General features: G+C 59.1%; 12 protein-coding genes and 1 pseudogene. 6 read left to right on the forward strand and 7 right to left on the reverse strand.

The features are described from left to right. Positions 1-30: 30 nt before the first annotated feature. On the forward strand, positions 31-966 hold the full coding sequence (locus ACFSR7_RS17115; protein WP_378163590.1) for a carbohydrate ABC transporter permease: 936 nt from the start codon (positions 31-33) through the stop codon (positions 964-966). Positions 967-980: 14 nt separating this feature from the next. Then, complete coding sequence (locus ACFSR7_RS17120) at positions 981-1,835, forward strand: carbohydrate ABC transporter permease (protein WP_378163592.1); 855 nt, start codon at positions 981-983, stop codon at positions 1,833-1,835. 90 nt (positions 1,836-1,925) lie between these two features. Here the strand turns inward: ACFSR7_RS17120 and ACFSR7_RS17125 are convergent, their stop codons facing one another. Then, entirely contained in the window at positions 1,926-2,330 is a 405-nt protein-coding gene (locus ACFSR7_RS17125) for a LysM peptidoglycan-binding domain-containing protein (protein WP_378163594.1), read from the reverse strand. Between the two features lie 210 nt (positions 2,331-2,540). On the opposite strand from ACFSR7_RS17125, the gene ACFSR7_RS17130 reads away from it, so the two are divergent. Continuing rightward, complete coding sequence (locus ACFSR7_RS17130) at positions 2,541-3,347, forward strand: endonuclease/exonuclease/phosphatase family protein (RefSeq protein WP_378164622.1); 807 nt, start codon at positions 2,541-2,543, stop codon at positions 3,345-3,347. Positions 3,348-3,861: 514 nt separating this feature from the next. On the opposite strand, the gene ACFSR7_RS17135 is transcribed toward ACFSR7_RS17130, so the two are convergent. Then, entirely contained in the window at positions 3,862-4,014 is a 153-nt protein-coding gene (locus tag ACFSR7_RS17135; RefSeq protein ID WP_378163596.1) for a hypothetical protein, read from the reverse strand. Positions 4,015-4,244: 230 nt separating this feature from the next. Between ACFSR7_RS17135 and ACFSR7_RS17140 the strand changes: the two are divergent. Next, a pseudogene (locus ACFSR7_RS17140) lies at positions 4,245-4,649 on the forward strand (CBO0543 family protein); the annotation flags it as partial. 50 nt (positions 4,650-4,699) lie between these two features. Here the strand turns inward: ACFSR7_RS17140 and ACFSR7_RS17145 are convergent. The 5 genes from ACFSR7_RS17145 to ACFSR7_RS17165 form a co-directional block, all read right to left on the reverse strand. Beyond that, on the reverse strand, positions 4,700-5,755 hold the full coding sequence (locus ACFSR7_RS17145; protein ID WP_378163598.1) for an acetylxylan esterase: 1,056 nt from the start codon (positions 5,753-5,755) through the stop codon (positions 4,700-4,702). Positions 5,756-6,183: 428 nt separating this feature from the next. Then, positions 6,184-11,457: an S-layer homology domain-containing protein gene (locus ACFSR7_RS17150; protein ID WP_378163599.1), complete on the reverse strand. Its 5,274-nt coding sequence runs from the start codon at positions 11,455-11,457 to the stop codon at positions 6,184-6,186. Positions 11,458-11,721: 264 nt separating this feature from the next. Beyond that, entirely contained in the window at positions 11,722-13,422 is a 1,701-nt protein-coding gene (locus tag ACFSR7_RS17155) for a type 2 periplasmic-binding domain-containing protein (RefSeq protein WP_378163600.1), read from the reverse strand. 120 nt (positions 13,423-13,542) lie between these two features. Further along, positions 13,543-15,150 carry a response regulator gene (locus ACFSR7_RS17160; protein WP_378163601.1) on the reverse strand — a complete coding sequence of 536 codons (1,608 nt, stop codon included), beginning with the start codon at positions 15,148-15,150 and terminating at the stop codon, positions 13,543-13,545. Between the two features lie 37 nt (positions 15,151-15,187). Further along, on the reverse strand, positions 15,188-16,966 hold the full coding sequence (locus tag ACFSR7_RS17165; protein ID WP_378163602.1) for a sensor histidine kinase: 1,779 nt from the start codon (positions 16,964-16,966) through the stop codon (positions 15,188-15,190). A 148-nt stretch (positions 16,967-17,114) separates the two neighbouring features. Here ACFSR7_RS17165 and ACFSR7_RS17170 point away from each other — a divergent pair, with 148 nt between their 5' ends. Beyond that, positions 17,115-18,056, forward strand: a complete 942-nt coding sequence (locus ACFSR7_RS17170) for an ABC transporter permease (protein WP_378163603.1) — start codon at positions 17,115-17,117, stop codon at positions 18,054-18,056. 16 nt (positions 18,057-18,072) lie between these two features. Next, positions 18,073-18,945: a carbohydrate ABC transporter permease gene (locus ACFSR7_RS17175; protein WP_378163604.1), complete on the forward strand. Its 873-nt coding sequence runs from the start codon at positions 18,073-18,075 to the stop codon at positions 18,943-18,945. Positions 18,946-19,488: the final 543 nt, after the last annotated feature.

The following is a 19,488-nucleotide window of genomic DNA, read 5'->3' on the forward strand; positions in this document are numbered from 1 at the left end:
CCGGTCGTGCGAGAAAGGAGGGACGCCCCCATGATATCGAGCGCGATCCAGAGGAGCGCCAAGGCGGGACGAAGGCTGCTGGCGATCCGCTTCACCTATCGGACCCAGCGCATTCTTTTTATTTATTCGATGCTCGGCATACCGCTGCTTTATTTTCTGGGAACGAGGCTCGTTCCGATCGTTTATTCCTTCAACATCAGCGTCCGGACGTGGGACGTCTTGTCTCCGGAGAAGCCGTATGTCGGCTTCTCGAACTTTGCCGCGCTGTTCGCGGACGAGACGTTCCGCCGTTCGCTGGCGAATACGTTCCTGTTCGTCGCGGTGGGCATTCCGGGACAGCTCGCGGCGGGGCTCGCCGTCGCGCTGCTGCTGCAGAGCGCGACGCGGCTGCGGGGATTTTTCCGTACCGTGTACTTCATCCCCTACGTGACGAGCATCGTCGCGATCAGCTGGGTGTTCCGCTGGATGCTGATGCCGAACGGATGGGTCAACGCGCAGCTGCTGAACCTCGGCATTCCGGCGCAGCTGTTCCTGCAGTCGCCGCGTCAGGCGCCGTTCGTCGTGGCGCTGGCGATGATCTGGCAGAGCGTCGGCTTCCAGATGCTCGTTTTTATCACCGGGCTGGAGGGTATTCCCCGCTCGTATTATGAGGCTGCACAGATCGACGGCGCGAACGCGTGGCGTCGGTTCCGTCATATTACGGTCCCGCTGCTGAATCCGGTCATCCTGTTCTCGGCCGTCATCGCGGGCATCTCTTACTTGCAAGCGTTCGGCCATATCGTCAGCATGACGCAGGACGGCGGTCCGCTCAATTCGACCCGGACGCTCGTCTACCATATCTACAAGCTGGCGTTCAAGAGCTTCGACATGGGCAGCGCTTCGGCGGCGACGGTCGTGCTGTTCGTCATTCTGCTGGCGTTCACGCTGCTGCAGCTGAAGGTGCTGGACCGGAAAGTCGACTATTGAAGGGGGCGAATCCATTGCGGACGAGAGTCGATAGGGGGCGGACCCGGCCGATCGCGCGGGACGCGCTGGCGGTCATCCGGTATGCGCTGCTGTTTGCGGGCGTCGCCGTCACGCTGTTCCCGTTTCTATGGATGGCGGCGTCCTCGCTCAAGCAGCCGCAGCATTTGTTCGACATGGGGCTTATTCCGTCGCCGGCGACCTGGGGCAATTATGCCGACTTGTTCGACAAGGCGCCGTTCGGCCGCTGGATCGCGAATACGGCCGTCATCGCCGTCGTCACGACGGTGTCGGTGCTGATCTTCGATACCGCGGTCGGGTATGTACTGGCCAAATTTCAGTTCGCCGGGCAAAAAGTCATTTTTCTGTTCATTATCAGCACGCTGATGGTTCCGACGGAGATGCTGATCATTCCGTGGTATTTGCTGGCGTCTGATCTGCATCTGACCGATACGTACGTCGGATTGCTGCTGCCGGGCTTGATCTCGGCGTTCGGGATCTTCCTCATGCGCCAGTTCATGTCTTCGCTGCCTTCGGAGCTGCTGGACGCCGCGCGCATCGACGGGCTGAACGAATGGCGCGTGTTCACCTCGATCGCGGTGCCGCTCGTGAAGCCGGCGATGGTCACGCTCGCGATTCTCAGCTTCATCTCGAGCTGGAACCAATTTATCTGGCCGTTCATCGTGCTGCAGACGGAAGGCAATTATACGCTGCCTGTCGGCATGGTCTACTTCTCCAGCGAGTTGAAGGACAACAGCGGCTGGATTCTGATCATGACGGGCGCGACCGTGTCGGTGCTGCCGCTCATCGCGCTGTTCTTGATCTTCCAGAAGCGCATCATCCAGGGAATCGCGCTTAGCGGGATGAAATGACTTGCGCTTGTCGCAACGAGCCGGCAGTAGCTCCAACAATCAATCATTAAGCCGCCAATCTCTCCGATTTGGCGGCTTAAGTCCGTTTCGTTATTTATACTGGCCTTGCATCGCGGGTTGTGCCTGCTGCTCCGAAGCCGGCATCTCCGTGTAAGACTTTTGACACATCATATTGGAAATACGAGGGATGTAAACCATCTCGCCGGCCTGAAGCCGGCTTGGATTGGACAACTGCGGGTTGGCTTCTTCCAGGATCGCATGGGGCATATTGTATTTGTGGCCTACCGAAGCTAACGTATCGCCAGGCTGGGCTTGATGCTGCGCGAACAGCATATCGTCCGATTGCCCGTCTCTGAAGGCCGGGAAAAAGAACGGAGAAAAGAAGAAAAACGGAAACAAGGCACGGCCGGGGAAAAAGGGATGCGGGAATGGGCGAAAGAAAGGACGACCGAACCCGCCGCCAAAGCCGCCGCCGGGAAAAAATCCACGATTCATTAAAAAACCTCCGTTAAAATAGTCATTTGTCTATACAGCGTATTGTGTTGGGCGAAAAAGGTTACAGCTTCGGCCGGAAGATCTTGCGCGCCTTGTCTGCCCCGGCCTGTCACGAAGCGTATGTATGTAAAAAGCGGATATGGACCGAAGGGGATACGAGCGGTAAACTGGTTTCAAGTTGCATGGCTTGTGCGCCAATTTGAACCAGAGGTGATCCGCTTGGAATGGATAGTCATGACCTTTAACCTGCGAACCAACGTCCCGTCGGACGGAGATAACGCTTGGCCGCAGCGACCGCAAGCCGTTGCCAAGGCGATCTTGCGCCACGCTCCGGACGTCGTGTGCGTGCAGGAGGCGCTTTATGCGATGCTGCTGGACCTTGCGCCGCTGCTGCCGGAGTATACATGGGTCGGAGAAGGACGACGCGGCGGGCAAGAGGACGAGTTCTGCGCGATCTGGTACAAGACTGGCAAGGGGAGCGTCGCGGAATTCGGCAGCTTCGGGCTGTCGGAGACGCCGGAGCGGCTTGGCGAGTTGGGCTGGGGCGCGGATTATCCGCGAATGTGTACGTGGGCGAGGCTCGTCGGCACTGCGAACGAAAGCGGAAAAGAGGACGGGCTAACGGTGTTCAACACGCATCTCGACCATGTCAGCGAGCCGGCGCAGGTGAACGGGATGTCGCTGATCCTGGATCGGATCGGAGCGCTGCGGGCGCGGTCGGAGGCGCCGGTCGTGCTGACGGGCGACTTCAACGTCGGTCCGGGGCATGCTGTGGTATGCGGACTGGAGCAGGCGGGGTACGTGAACGGCTATTCGGCGCTGGTTGGCGGGGGCGGAGCCGAGTCGGCCGGCGCGACGTTCCATGACTTTCGGGGCGGCGAGGCGGGGGAGCCCATCGATTATATCTTCGTATCGCCGAATGTCGCCGTGAGCCGGATCGAAGTGGATCGCGACCGGTACGAGGGGCGGTATCCTTCGGATCACTATCCCGTGTGCGCGGTATTGTCGGCCAAATAGCAAGCAATAGGAAAGGGAGGCCGGCAGGTTGCCGACCTCCCTTTCCTATTGCCGGACGGCGCGAACATTCGATGCTTGGCGTCGCTCCGCCGCTGGAATAATGTCCAAAAGGCATCTATTTCGCCCCATACGTGCCCTATACCGCAAAATAGTTGTCCAAAAGCAGTTATCGCGACGGATTCTCTGCATTTCAGCCGCTGGTGGCAGGATTAACTGCCTTTCAGCAGTTAATTCCGCGTGTCAGTGAGCATAACGGGAATTAACTGCCTTTCAGCAGCTAATTCCGCGCGTCAGTGAGCCTAACGGGAATTAACGGCCTTTTAGCAGCTAATTCCGCGTGTCAGTGAGCATGCCTAGAATTAGGAGCCTGGAATTAACCGCCCTTCAGCAATTCGGCGTACCGGACAATCGAATTACGGCGTTACAGCAGGCTTGATGCTGAAGTCGTCGACCCAGTACTCCATGCCGGCCGAGCCGGCGGCCTTGATCCGGAAGCCGGCTGACCGCAGGTAGTTCAGGTTCCCGTAGGTGCCGCCGAGATCCCGGATGTCTCTTGCGTCACAGTCACGCCGTCCCGCAATTCCCTGTTGAATTCGGGCGCCAGCGCCTCGTGTGGCGTCCAGGTACGCCAGTCCGCCGTTTCCGTCGGCGGCATGCGATTGGTCATCGTGATTCCCCTCTTTCCGTCGGCTTCCATCCGCGTTAATCGGCATTATAGCATCGGCCGAGCGGCGGATACGACGGTGGAAAGCTATCGTTTTCGGCGGTATCCTGCACGGTTAAGCCTGCGTCCGCGCTGTTGCGCGCATAGCAATTCCTTTGTAGGCAACAATAGCCAGGATAGGCCTACCTGAGGGAGGTCGAACCCGTATGTCGAGGGATTCCATGCTCGAGGAAATGAAGGATATCCATCATAAACTGACCGAAGTCAGACAGGATTATTGGCTGCACTACGATCTGTTCGCGCCGCAATGGTGGCTGTTGCTGGCAGCGTTCGTCCTTCCCTGGATCGTCTGGTGGAAAATCGTCGATAAAGCGAGACTCAAGGATATTTTGCTATTCGGGGTCTCGATCGGCTACCTCGTCTTTTTATTGGATCATATCGGTTATGAGCTGAACTTGTGGATCTACCCGCAAAAGCTTTTTCGATTGTTGCCCGAGCTGTCGGAGGTCGACCTCGGGTTGTTGCCTATTATGCACATGCTGGTTTATCAATATTTCCCCAAGTGGCGGTCATTTTTGATCGCGGAAACGATCATGGGCGCGGTATTCGCATTCGTCTTAGAGCCCATCAGCATATGGATTAACGTATACGAAATGCTCCATTGGCAGCACGTTTACTCGTTTCCGATCTACGTCGCCAAATCCGCGCTCGTCAAAGGTGTTTTGGAGGGGCTGGGTCGCATAGAAATCCGATCGTCTGGATCGTCTGCAAGCTCCCGAAGAACGGCGAACGATCGTGACAATCGCGAGTAAAAAGCGTGAGCAGCCGCGTAATATCCTGGCGGCATCGCGTGTCCCATGAACGGGTGGACCTCGATCGACTTGGCAGGGGAGGCGATCCGGTTGTAGGCGGCGAAGATCGTCTCGGGCAGGCAGGTGTTGTCTTTCAGCCCGACCGTGACGTTCACGGGCAGCGCGATGCGGTCCGCCAGATTCGCGATGTCGAAGTAGCCGAGGGTGCGGAGCACGTCGTTCAGGCGGTCCGGAAACCGTGCCGCGAAGTCCGCTGCCTCGGAGATCGAGCCGACCGACTGCATGATGCCGAGATCCATATGGCACATGTTCGGCACATGCGCGATCGCCGCCCGCAGTCCGGGAGCGAGCGCGGCCGCAAGCAGCGCCAGTCCGCCGCCCTGGCTCGCGCCGAAGGCGAATACGCGCGCGGGATCGACCTCGGGCAGCGCCATCGCGCAGCGGACGGCGCGCAGGGCGTCGATCGCGATCGCCCGGTAGTAGGAGCGCTCCGGATCGAGAATGCCCTGCGTGATCCAGCCTTTGGCCATACCGCACGTCTGCGGCAGCCCGTTGCCCGTATCGCCGCCTTGTCCGCGCACGTCGACGGCGAGTACGGCATAGCCCATGAGCAACCAGGCCGCATGGTCCTCAGGCTGGCCTCTGGATAGGGAGTAGCCGTGGAACACGACGACGCAGGGAACAGGCTGCTGCAGCGGATCCGGCGGCAGCAGGAACCAGGCATGGACAGGCGTGCCGGCTGCGCCGGCATAGACCACGTTGAACACTTGCGCTTGCCGGAAGGGGGAGGCGGCGGGCTGGATCGCGGAATAGGCGGCCGATGCGTCGGCCTCCCGACATGCGCGCGCCCAGAAGGCTTCAAGGTCGTCCGGTGCGGCGATGGAGGGCGCGTATTGCCGCAGGGCTTCGATTCGCGCTTGGATGGCGTTCATGGGTAGTATAGCTCCTTTGCAACGAAGGGATGCGTTCATCCCTGAGCCTACCGGACTTGTCAGTTTCCGAATAGCCGCAAAGCTGCACATTTTGCGCGAAATCTTAGCTTGTTTAGGGGGATTCGCTGCTGCGGCGGAGTGCCGGAGTCCCCTGCATGCGCCGAAGTGCTTTCCGTGAGCAGTACTTGGCCGTCGGAGTCGCGTGTGTGCGCCGAAGTGCTTTCCTCGGGCAGCGCTTGATCGCCGGAATCGCGAGCGTGCGCCGAAGTGCTTTCCCTGCGCCGAAGCGTGTTGACTTTGATTAACAGTTGACCCGTGCACGGATCCGCTAGATGCGTTGCGTTGACCTAGAGAACCGCGCAAAAGTAAAGAGGCCGCCCCCAAGTCAAAGGATATGACTTGGGGGCAGCCCCATGTTCGAGAATGTTTTAGATTAGATCGGACTTTTGAAGCAGTCGCTGCACGATTGCGGCAACCTCGGCTCTGGTGATATAAGCCTTCGGATCCAGTCTAGTGAGGGTTCTGCCCTTAACCAGCCCCGCCTGGACGTTGCTGGCGACGCTGTCGATCGCCCACGGCGCAACGGTGGCGGCATCTGCAAACGGCAGCAATGCATCTTCGGTAACCACGGCACCTGGATCCCTGTTAAGGCCCGTTACCTTCATCGCCTTGGCGATAATCGTCATCGCTTGTTCCCGCGTGATCTTGGCATCCGGACGGAAGGTGCCGTCTTCGAAGCCGCTGATCAAATGGTACGCATAAGCGGTGCCGATCGCGCTGCTGTATCCGCCCGATGCGCCAGCATCCGAGAACGGCGTCGCGCCATCCTCCAGCTTGAGCCCCAGCCCGCGAACGATGATCGCCGCGAATTCGGCGCGGGTGATGTCGCGATCCGGACTGAACAAGCCGTCGCCCGTGCCCCCGATGACCATGCGCGATCCCATGTCGTTCACGCTGTCTTTAGCCCAGTGGGAAGCGACGTCGCTGAACTGAAGCGGGTTCCATACGACTGCATAGGTACTGTTGGTCAGGCTGTTGATCGCGACATAATCCTTGCCGTCGATCGTCGTTACTTTGCTCGGTACGTGACGCACCGTTCCGTCCGGCTCCACGATGATGCCCGTGGTAATCTTGGAACGGTCGGTGCCCTCAGGCAGGGCAATTTTACGTTCGACGTAGGTGTTGAACTTCGTGACTTCGACGGTCTTATCGCCATAGGCGAGCTTGACTGTGAAGGTGATCGGCGGTACGACCAACGAGAAGCTGCCGCGGGCCGCCGCGTTCTCGACAATCTTGGCCACGTCAGCCGTCGGCGAGGAGATCTCGATCTGGATTTTAACGTCCCGCAGATCGATATTCGTGCCTAGTTGCGCGATTGCGGAGCTGAAGTTCAATTGTTGAACCGGCAGGCTGTAAACGGCGTTTTTGGCCTGAAGTTCGATTACAGCGCGCTTCTGCTCCAGATTTTGAATGGCTTGACCGTCGAGCGCTACTACGACGCGATCCGATGCGCCAGCGACCGGAATCGTAATTACAGCGCCCGTGCCTTCAGCTGCCAACCTCTCGGCGAGCTTCTGCGGATCCAGGGTCACGGTAGTGACCGTTCGCCCGTCGATTTGGCTTGTGGTCGCAGTGCCCGCATACACGGCTTTGCCGTTTACCAACACTTCGATGCTTGTCGAAGCGGGTTGTCCGTTCCCCGTATACACGGCCTCCGGAGCCTTGACGACTTGGGTCACCGTAAACGTCACGTCCGCCAAATGCTCGGCCTTAATTGTGACCGTAGCCGTGTACGTTCCCGCGGCCAAGCCGTCTTTCGCCACAATCGTGAAGCTGGCAGCGGGCGCACCGCTTTCCAGCGTCGAGGACGGCTGCGTGAGGACAAAATCTTCGGCGCCTTCGCCGCTCAGCGATACTGCGAGGTTCGCCAGCCGGCCGGTGCCGGTATTGGCAATCTCGACCGTACGGGTCTGCTGCGTCCCGGAGGCGTAGCCTTGGACCAGCTCGGTTGCGGTCTGATCCGCAATCGGAGCAACGCTGTACGTGAGCGCCGGTTCATGGACGACCTGTTTCACCGTAAACGTCACGTCCGCCAAATGCTCGGCCTTGATCGTGACCGTAGCCGTGTACGTTCCCGCGGCCAAGCCGTCTTTCGCTGCAATCGTGAAGCTGGCAGCGGGTGCACCGCTCTCCAGCGTCGAGGACGGCTGCGTGAGGACAAAATCTTCGGCGCCTTCGCCGCTCAGCGATACTGCGAGGTTCGCCAACCGGCCGGTGCCGGTATTGGCAATCTCGACCGTACGGGTCTGCTGCGTCCCGGAGGCGTAGCCTTGGACCAGCTCGGTTGCGGTCTGATTCGCAATCGGAGCAACGCTGTACGTGAGCGCCGGTTCATGGACGACCTGTTTCACCGTAAACGTCACGTCCGCCAAATGCTCGGCCTTGATCGTGAGCGTAGCCGTGTACGTTCCCGCGGCCAAGCCGTCTTTCGCTGCAATCGTGAAGCTGGCAGCGGGTGCGCCGCTCTCCAGCGTCGAGGCGGGCTGCGTGAGGATAAAATCTTCTGCGCTTTCCCCGCTCAGCGATACTGCGACGTTCGCCAACCGGCCGGTGCCGGTATTGGCAATCTCGACCGTACGGGTCTGCTGCGTCCCGGAGGCGTAGCCTTGGACCAGCTCGGTTGCGGTCTGATCCGCAATCGGAGCAACGCTGTACGTGAGCGCCGGTTCATGGATGACCTGTTTCACCGTAAACGTCACGTCCGCCAAATGCTCGGCCTTGATCGTGACCGTAGCCGTGTACGTTCCCGCGGCCAAGCCGTCTTTCGCCACAATCGTGAAGCTGGCAGCGGGTGCGCCGCTCTCCAGCGTCGAGGCGGGCTGCGTGAGGATAAAATCTTCTGCGCTTTCCCCGCTCAGCGATACGGCGAGGTTCGCCAACCGGCCGGTGCCGGTATTGGCAATCTCAACCGTACGGGTCTGCTGCGTCCCGGAGGCGTAGCCTTGGACCAGCTCGGTTGCGGTCTGATCGGCGATGGGAGTAATGCTGTACGTGAGCGCTTTTACCGTCACTTTGGCTATGCCGCTGGTCGCCGAGACGACCCTGTAGCCCAGAGCCGTAGGATCCGTGTTCGTAGCTACCGCATAATAATACGTGACGCCGACGCTGTCCGTCGGTACCGCGTATTCGCCGTCGGTCGCGCCCGGGATGAGCGTGCCGTCCGTCGTGCTGTTTGTCGTGTTGCGGTACCACTGGTAGGTTAATACGCCGGTGACCGGTACGGTTGCCTCCACTTTCAGCGTTACGCTGCCGCCCTCATTCACCGTCTGTTTCTTCGGGTGCGTGAGGAAAACGGGTTTTTCCGCGTTCGCGTACACCGTTACTTTAATGACTTCGCCGGTCGCCGAAGCATACGTGATACCGGGAACGTCATTGTTCGTATTCGTCACGACCGGATAATAATAATACACTTCAAAGGCATGTCCGGGAGCCACCGCAGAATGTGCGTTAAAATTAGCATTCGTTGCCTGGTTGACTGCTACGTTGCCGAATTCGTCGTCTACCCGATACCACTGGTAAGTCAGCGTTCCGCCATCGGTGGAGCGAGCCGTCACGTTCAGCGTGAGCACGTCTCCCTCATTTACCGTCTGATCAGAAGCCGTCTGGGTGTCGATGACGGGTGCCTGGGCATTTTCCAGCGCATTCACCGTTACTTTGGCGATACGGCTGGCGGCCGATACGGTCTTGTTGCCTGGTGCATTAAGGTCAGTATTCGTCACGACGGCGTAATAATACGTTACGCCTGCAGCCGCTGTCGGCACGGTAAGCGAGGTGCCGGTCGCATTCATAATCTGCGAGCTGCCGATGGTGCTGTCGCTATCGTTTCTGTACCACTGATAGCTCAGCTGGCCGCTTCCGATCAAGGCAGCAGCTACATGCAAGGTGACGCTGCCGCCTTCGTCTACCGTATCGTCTGCCGGCTCCGTGCCGATGATCGGTAATTCGGCATCATCCAGCCCGTTCACCGTTACTTTGGCCGCTCTGCTGGCGACCGATGCGGTTTGCGTGCCCGCCACCGAGCTGTCGGCGTTAGTGACGACGACATAATAATAATTGACGCCTGCGGCTCCAGTCGGCACGGTATACGAGTCGCCGACCGCGCCGTTTAGCGGGAAGCCTCCAGTGTTGCTGTTGCTATCGTTTCTGTACCACTGGTAGCTTAACGAGCCCGTGCCGCTTGCGACTACGTGCAGGACGACGCTGTCGCCGGCATCAACCGATTCATCTGCCGGCTGCGTACCGATGGTAGGCGGCGTAGCATTGTCCAATGCCTTCACCGTTACTTTGGCTGCGGTACTGGCGACCGACGCGGTGTTTGTACCCGCCACCGAGTCGTCTGTATTGGTGACGATAACGTAATAATAATTCACGCCTGCGGATCCTGTAGGTACGGTAAACGAGTTGCCGATTGCGTTCGCCAGCTGGAAGCCTCCGGCGTTGCTGTCGCTATCGTTTCGATACCATTGGTAGCTTAACGAGCCTGAGCCGCTCGCGGCTACGTGAAGGATGACGCTGTCGCCGACATTGACGGTATCGTCTGCCGGCTGCGTACCGATGGTTGGCGGCGCAGCGTTGGCCAACGCGTTCACCGTGACCTTGGCTACCGCGCTGGCGACCGATGCGGTTTTGTCGCCAGGAGCCGAATTGTCCGTATTCGTCACGACGACAAAATAATAAAATACGCCGGAACCCCCGGTCGGTACGGTAAACGAGTCGCTGGTCTTCCCGCCGAGTTGTACGCTGCTATCGGCGCTGGCGCTATCGCTCCTGTACCACTGGTAGCTTAACGTACCGCTGTCGCCCGCGTTCAAGCTGGCTTCTACGTGCAAAACCACGCTGTCGTTCTGGTCGATCACCGTATCGGCTGTCGGCTGGGTGTCGATTTTAGGCGTCGCCGCCCCCGCCAGCGCGTTTACTTTGACTTTGGCCGTACGGCTGGTCACCGATGCGGTCTGGTTACCCGGAACCGATGTGTCCTTGTTGGTGACGACGACATAATAGTAATTTTCGCTGGCACTCGTCGTAGGCACTGTCAGTGAAGCGTCTATCTTGCCCGAAAGCGCGAAGATGCCATTGACAGGGTCGCTTCTGTACCACTGATAGGTTAAACCCCCGTCCCCGCTAACTTGCGCCTTGACTTCCAGCGTGATGCTGGCATGATCGCCAACATTCATCGTATGGTCGGCCGGCTGCAAGGTAATCGTAGGCTGCGGGGCATCATCCGCCGAATTTACGGTCAGGGTCGCGGCGTCCGATTCTACTGTAGACACATCATTGCTCGCCACAAGCCGGTACTTATAGCCGCTCATGCCGATCGTCGCGGCGGTAATGGACAACGTTTCCGAATTCACGCCGCCGTAAGGCGCTGCGTCGTCAATATCCTCAAAGCCGGCGCCTGAGCCCGTATCCACTTGCCATTGAAGAGTGCCAGAATTGCTCACCAATGCGGTAAAGGAAGTGTCCTGGCCCGCATTGATCGTTGCATCTTGAGGCTGTTCGTCAAACGACGGCGGAGCGGATTCTGCATAAATTCTGGTCCCGAAATTTCCGATCAGCGAGGCGTAAACAACCGTGCAGACCAAAAACATAACGGACATCCGCAGCATACGTTTTGATGTCTTTTTCCATGTTGAATAACCCATCTGCTTCGCATCGTCTCCCAGCTTAAATTGGCCTGAATGCTGTATCTAGCGCTGATTAACCGCTTGCACTTCCTTTCAGTCAATGCCTTGGCCAGCCATGTAACCTATGAAAATATTGGATGCACCTTAAAAATTATAATATATTTTGGCAAAATGATATATCGTTATCCGGTTTTATTCGCGCATTTTCGCCATTTTTCGAACGTAAAAAAGGACGGCCGCGAGATTGCTCTCGTGCCGTCCTGCTTTTCACGCCGATCCGCCTTATTGCGATACCGACTTGAACCAATCGTTGACTTCCTTGGTGACTTGTTCGCCGCCGTTCGCCTTCCAGCTGGTGACGAAGGTGTCGAACGCGTCGATCGGCAGCTTGCCGTAGATGATCTTGTTGAACGTCTCGAGCTCGGATTGACGCAGAAGATTCCACTTGGAGATCATGGTCGGCGTCGCGGCGCCGGTGAAGTAGTTCTGCTTGCGGACGTCGATCTGCGACATGACGACCTTCGCTGCGTACCAGTTTTCCGGCTTGCGGGACTCGGCTTGCTGCTTCTCGTAAGGCGTCTCCGGCGTGGCGCCGTCGGCGAGCTTGACGAGGGTCTTCATGTACAGGTCCGGAATGCGCGCCGGGCCGGTGATGAACGGGAACTTGTCGTTATAGTTCTTGATTTTGGCCGAGTCGCTGGTCGGCTGGCCGTCGACGATATCCCAGTCGTAGCCTTTGGCGAAGCCGTGCTCGTACGGGCTGCCTGCAGGCGGGTTGGCCAGATTGTCCAGCATGTAGTTGTAGTACAGCAGAATCGCTTCAGGATGCGCGGCGTTCTTGTTGACCATGAAGCTGCTGTTGACGCCGGAGTTCTGCCACTTGGTGCCGATCTTGCCGTCCGGACCCGCAGGTACCGGATAAGCCTTGTACTTCGCGCCTGCCACGTTCTTGAGCAGGTCCGGCGCCGGCCAGTCCGGCACCCAGTTCGCTCCAGGCAGCACGCCGGCATTGCCCTTGGTCCAGATCTCGGCGGACTTGCCTTCGTCCCACAGTGCGGTATCCGGGTGAATGTAGCCCTTCTTCATCCACTCTTGCAGCTTCGCCAGCGCTTGCTTCGCGCCCGGGTTCACGGAGCCGTACTCGAGATTGCCGTCCGCGTCCTTGTTCCACTGCTCTTCGATCGTGCCGTACGCGCCGAACAGCCAGTCGAGGCCGCCCATCCACGTGTTCGTGTTGTTCTTGAGCGAGATGGCGAGCGGGTAGACGTCCTTCGGCGCCAGGCCGTCGGGGTTCTGGTTCTTGAACTTATCCATGATGTTCTCGAGATCCGCAATCGTCTTCGGCGCTTGAAGGTTGAGCTTTTCCATCCAGTCCTCGCGCAGCCAGAGCAGCGTGTCGTCGTTGTCGGTATACTCGAGGATCGGCAGGTTCCAGTGCTTGCCGTCCTTGGTGAACGGATACCACAGCTCAGGGTGCTGAGCGGCGTGGTCTTTCCAGATCTTGTTGGCGTACTTGTCGAAAAGCTCGTCGATCGGCATAAATTCGCCGGAGTCGATCAGCTGGTTGGTCAGTACCGAGTCGGTCGGCACCATGATGAAGTCGGGCAGCTTCTCTCCGGAGGTCAGGGCGAGCTGCAATTGCTGCTTATATTGGTCGCTGCCGGCAGGATACCACGTATCCTTGCTTAGCTTGAGGCCGAGCGTGTCGAGCATCCAACGGTCGTGAACGTTGTTCTCTTTGGTGTCGCCGTTCGAGTACGTCGTCGGCATGAGGATCGTGCTGATCTCGATCGCCGGATCGTACTTGCCTGCTGCAAAAGCCTTGTCCGCTACGGATTGCTCGGACGATGCGGTTGCGCTGGCGCCCGATGCCGCGCCGGACGGGCTTGCCGCGCTGTTGCCGTTCCCGTTGCTCGAGCAGCCGGCCAGCATGGCGACCGACATGGCCGCGGGCACGAGCCAGGACTTCTTGAATTTACCCATATTTTATCCCCCACTATGTCGTGATGACTGCATGTGTTAACTGTACCAATCGTTAGGGGAGGGCTTCCATATGGCGATATTAGTTTTCGTAGGACTCTGTTAGGCTGTTGGCGAAACGTTTCAATGACGCTCCCTGTATTCCTGCGGCGTGACGTCGAACTGCCGCTTGAACACCTTGATGAAGTACGCGGGATCCAGATAGCCGATCTCCGTGCTGATCTCGTAGACCTTCCTGTCCGTCGACTTGAGCAGGTGGCAGGCGCGGCTCATGCGCAGTGCGGCGACATAATCGCTGATGCCCTCGCCGGTCTCGAGCTTGTAGATCTTGGACAAATGCGTCGGATGCAAATTGACGTGATCCGCGAGCGCGCGCAGCGAGACGTCGAGGTGAAGATTCGCGTCCACGTAGGCCTGAATCTTCTGCACGTAGTGCGAGCGCGCGTCATGGGCGTCGTCGGCCGCGCCCTCGCGCAGCCGGGCGAGCGCCGCGAGCGACCACCTCCGCAGCTTGCCGATGGAGGCGAACGTCTCCCCCAGCTGCGGCAGCTCGCCGTCTCCGCCGAGCAGGCCGGCCAGCGTCTTGCCGCCGCGGTGCGCCAGATGCATGAAGGCGGACGAGATCGCGAAGCCGACCTCCATGCAGTGTTCCCAGGATTCGGAGCCTTTGTCCTCCAGCTCTGAGAATACGGCGGCTAGCTTCTCCCCCGCGGCGTCCCATCTCCCGGCTTCGAGGAGATGGAGGAGGACCGGCGGCCGATGCAGCATCTCAAGCGCCTCGAGCGAGGCCGGCCGTTCCGCCGGGTCGACCTTCATAACAAACTCGCGCTCGTCGCCGACGATCCGGCGGAAGTACGAGGACGCCTGGCGGTATTGCTCCGCGAGCTCGCCCGGGAAGCTGAAGGGCTCCGTAATGACGACGGACAGCGAGCCCTTCAGATACTGCTTCACCTTGGCTTGCACCTGCATGGCCAGGTTCTCGAGCAGCAGGTCGGGCCGGTCCACGGCCGCGCCCTGCTTCAGCTGCAGCAGAAACGCCAGATAGCCGTGTTCCTCCTTGACGCTCCATACCTCCATGAACTCGCCGAAGATTTCCTCCGCAATATTGGTGATCGCATACTCGAGCAGATGCTGGCCGTTGTTCCGGTAGGGATCGAACTCGTCCTCCAGGCGCACGAGCGCGAGCGCGCAGTTCCCGTCGCGGAACGGCAGTCCATAGGTGTCCAGCTTGCGCGTCCACTCCTCGGCAGATATGCGCTCACCCCGGATGGCGCCCAGCAGCAGCTGGCCGCGCAGCATCGGCAAATTCTCGCGCAGGGCGAACTGCGTCCGCTCCATCGAGCTGACCCGTTCCCATTCCGCGTTCAGCTGCTCGATCGCCGTACGGACGGCGCCGAACAGCTCCTCGTCGGTCGGCGGCTTGAGCAGATAGTCGACCGCATGGTTGCGGACGGCTTCCTTGGCATAATCGAAGTCCGCATGCCCGGACAGGATGATGCACTTGATCCGCTTGTCATACTCCCTAATTTTCCCGATGAGCTCGACGCCGGTCATTTCGGGCATGATAATGTCCGAGATGACGATGTCGATCGGGTGCGTATCGATAATCTGGAGCGCCTCGCGCGCGGAATACGCCTTGTGGACTTGCTCGATGCCGAGCGTGTGCCAGGGCTTATGCATGGACAGATTGTCCACCCAGTGCGCTTCGTCGTCTACGATGAGCAATTGCATATGATAGCACTCCTTGTCCGGTTCCCTGGGATATGAGTCATGGCGCTGGCTTCGGCATCTCCCAGACGATCTCCGAGCGGACGCCGCCAAGTTCCGATTGCGTAAAGTGAAGGCTCGATCGCTTGCCGAAGCACTGGACGATGCGCTGGTTCGTATTCCACAGGCCTGCGCCCATGTCTTCCTCGAGCGGGCCCGTCAGCTGCTGGTTCAACAGGGCTTGGCGCTCCGGATCCATGCCCGGTCCGTCGTCGTCGACGAAGATGCGGCAGAGGCCGTCCGACATTTCCCCGCGGATGCGAATCTCGCCCGAGGCGAACGATTTGCCGACGCCGTGGATGACGGCATTTTCGACAAGGGGCTGCAGCATCAGGCGCGGCACCTGCTGGGCCAGCATCTCCTCCGGCACGTCGATCGTGTAGTGAATCCGGCCGTTGCGCAGCTTCTGGATGTCCAGATAGTTCACGATCAGCTTCATTTCCTCCGCGAGGCTAGCCGTTTCCTTTTCCATCCGCGTGATGTATCGGTAATAGGCACTGAGGTTGTACCCCATCGCGACGACGGCGTCGTTCTCCTTCATCTGCGCCATGTTGATCATGTAGCCGAGGCAGTTGTACAGGAAATGCGGGTTGATCTGCGCCTGCAGCTGCTTCATCGTCGCTTCCTGGGCGCGCATCCGCTCCTGCAGCACGTTCTCGATGAGACCCTCGATCTGCCGCGACATATCGTTGAACCGGTAGAACAGGAACGTGAACTCGCCGTTCGCCTTGGCATCGATGCGCGCCGAGAAGTCGCCCCGCTGGACCCTTTTGAGGCCGCCGATGAGCTTTACGATCGGACGCTGCACATCCCTGTAGAGCAGAACCGAGATAAAGGTGCCGAACAGGAACAACAGCAGCATCGACAGGTAAAAAAGGTTGCGGCTCGACGAGATCGGGCCCAGGACCTGGTCGAGCGGCGCGATGTCGACGAGATAGCCGCCGAGCAGCGGGGACTTCACGAGGCTGACCAGATAGCTGTCTCCGTCCAGGCGGATCGTCTGCTGCATCGTGTCGCCCAGGCTCAGCCCGTCCAGGTAAGATCGGACCTCCGTGGCAAGCTTGGCGGACGACGTACGATTGGGGATCGGGGCGCGGCCCTTATAGTAGAACAACGGATCCCCCTGACCGCCTTCCTTGTACGTGTCCAGCATATTCTGTATGTTTTCCCGACCGAAGCTCGCTTGTACGACCAGATTGCTTCCAGTCAGCTTGTTCTGCTGTCCGAACGAATCGGTATAAAGCCAACGAAAAGCCTTCGCCTGCCCCGAAGCCGGCGCCTGATCGTCGTAAATCCAATTGCCCGACAGGTTGCGCGCCAGATACGCTTCGTCGTACGGGGCGTCCGTGCTCGAGTTGGTCACGGCTTCCTTGTGCACCTGCGAATACACCGTGAACTCGACCGGCCAGATCGTCACGATGCCGGACTGCAGCTCCATTTTCTCCTGCAGCATGTACTTCGTCTGCATCCGGTCGTACTGGTCGTCCCAAACGCCGAGCCCGTTGAACTTCTGGACGTTCGGATCCTTGGAAAATGTGAAGACGAAGTCCATCGTCTGGTTGATTCGCGAGTCGATCTGGCTCGAGAGGAACGACAGCTGACTGATGTTCGAGGCCCGCATCTCCGTGCCGATGACGCGGTTCGCGACGTTGTTGGCGTAGGCGAACACGATGCCGATCGGAATAAACAGGGCGACGATCAGTCCCGTGTATTTGGCGAACATGCTCATTTTCAGCGGCCCGCCCTTCATCGCAGGCCCGACATCCATATTCCAGCGCATACGCGCGTTCCCCCTCGGCTCCAATTGCTTAACAAAACCCTATCGATCCTAACAATGTCTTATAGTTGTAAGGCCTTTCCGGTTGCTACTATGGCTTAACAAGGGTTCGCTCTGTGCCCATCAATCGATCCGCAAACGGGGGAGAGCTATGGAAGCAAATACATCCAAATCCGCAGCGCGCGAGCTCAAGGACAGAAAACGCGGCTACAAGCAACCGTGGACGCTTCACTTCATGGTGCTGCCGGCCGTCCTGCTCGTTCTTATTTTTTCCTACGTCCCGATGTTGGGGAACGTCATGGCATTCCAGGACTACAAGGCCAGGCTCGGGTTCGCCCACTCGCCGTGGGTCGGGTTCAAGCATTTCCACTACATGTTCACCAACGATTACTTCGTCAAGATCATCGGCAACACGCTGCTGTTCGCCTGCTCGAAGGTTGTCCTGAACCTGATCGTGCCGTTCCTGTTCGCGCTGCTGCTGAATGAGGTGCGCAAAATGGGGCTCAAGCGTTCGATCCAGACGTTCGTTTATTTGCCTCACTTCCTGTCCTGGGTCACGCTGTCGGGCATTCTGATCGACGTGCTCGGCCAGACGGGTATCGTCAATCAGTTGCTGACGAACGCTTTCGGCATCAAGCCGATCTTCTTCCTCGGCGACGGCACGTGGTTCCGCATCACGATCATCGTGAGCGACGTGTGGAAAGAGTTCGGCTTCAACACGATCATCTTCCTCGCGGCGCTGTCCAGCATCAGCCCGGCACTGTATGAGGCAGCCGAGGTCGACGGCGCTTCCCGTTGGAAGCAGACGCTCAACATCACCGTGCCGTCGCTGCTGCCGATCCTCATCGTCGTCGCGACGCTGGCGATGGGTAACGTCCTGAACGCCAACTTCGACCAGGTGTTTAACTTGTACAGCCCGATGATCTATCAGCAAGGCGACATCATCGACACGTTCGTCTACCGCGAAGGCCTCCTGGGCGGACAATTCAGCTTCGCGACGGCCGTCGGCTTCTTCAAGTCGGTGATCAGTCTCATCCTTATCGTGTTCTCGTACCGGCTTGCCTATAAGTTTGCAGGATACCGGATTTTCTAGAAAGGGGTGTTGCCTCGTGTATCATAAAACGCTGTCTTACCGCGTGTTCAGCGCATTCAACAATACGGTGCTGCTCGCGATCGCGATCCTTTGCCTCCTGCCGATGTTCCACCTGCTGATGGTATCCCTGAGCTCCAGCGCCGCGGCCAACGCGGGGCTGGTCACGCTCTGGCCCAAGGGGCTGACGTTCGATGCTTACGAGAAGACGTTCCGCAACGCCAACTTCCTCAAGTCGCTCTGGATTTCCATCGAGCGGACGGTGCTCGGCACGGCGCTCGGCATGCTCGTGAACGCGATCGCCGCGTATGCGCTGTCCAAGGACACGCGGGTATTCCGCGCGCGCAACGCGTATCTGTGGTTTTTCGTCGTCACGATGCTGTTCCCGGGCGGGCTTATTCCAAGCTATATTTTGATCCTGAAGCTGCATCTGATCAATAACCTGTTCGCGCTCATCCTGCCGGGCCTGGTCGCCGTCTACAACATCATCCTGCTCCTCAACTTCTTCCGTTCCGTGCCGAAGGAGCTCGAAGAGGCGGCGTTCATCGACGGCGCAGGTCACGTGCGGACCTTCTGGTCCGTTTATCTGCCGATCTCCTTGCCGTCGCTGGCGACGGTGTCGCTGTTCACGATGGTCGGCCATTGGAACGCTTACTTCGACGGCCTCATCTATATGAAGGACGCAGCCAAGCTGCCGCTCGCCAGCTTTATGCAGACAATCATCGTGCAAGCGGACATGACCAAGTTCGACCCGGCCGCGATCGCGGGCCTGTCCCAGCGCACGCTGCGGGCGTCCCAGATCTTCATCGGCGCGCTGCCGATCCTGATCGTGTACCCGTTCCTGCAGCGCTTCTTCGTCAAAGGCATCGTCATCGGCGCCGTCAAAGAGTAACAGGTAGTAAAGGCGCGTCCGGCGGAGCCGGGCGCGCTTTTTTTTGCTGCTGCGGCTGGCGGCGGGGCTGCCGCAGCGGGCTGCGAGCAGACAGAGCCGGTGCGGCGTGATGAAATGTTGTTCATCCCGCCGCGGTGGGCCGATAGCGGAAGAGAGTTCCGCTAAGAGGCGAGCAGTCCCGCCGCGCTGGGCCGATAGCGGAAGAGAGTTCCGCTAAGACGTGCGCAGCCACGCTGCGGTGGGCCGATAGCGGAAGAGAGTTCCGCTAAGAGGCGAGCAGTCCCGCCGCGCTGGGCCGATAGCGGAAGAAAGTTCCGCTAAGAGGCGAGTATCCTCGCCGCGGTGGGCCGATAGCGGAAGAAAGCTCCGCTATAATCTTCCTGGCACAATGATTGTGCCTGCCGAAAGCCTCTCCCCCGCAAAGCCCGCCATCCAGCGCCATACCCACGCCTACACTACCGCTCTTAAGTAACCGCTCACACTTGTGCACCATATAAAGAAAATGTTACTCAAAGGCCGAGATCGGTTGGGTGTTGCAGCTTT

The sequence above is a fragment of the Cohnella sp. GCM10020058 genome (assembly GCF_042683485.1).
GTDB lineage: Bacteria > Bacillota > Bacilli > Paenibacillales > Paenibacillaceae > Cohnella.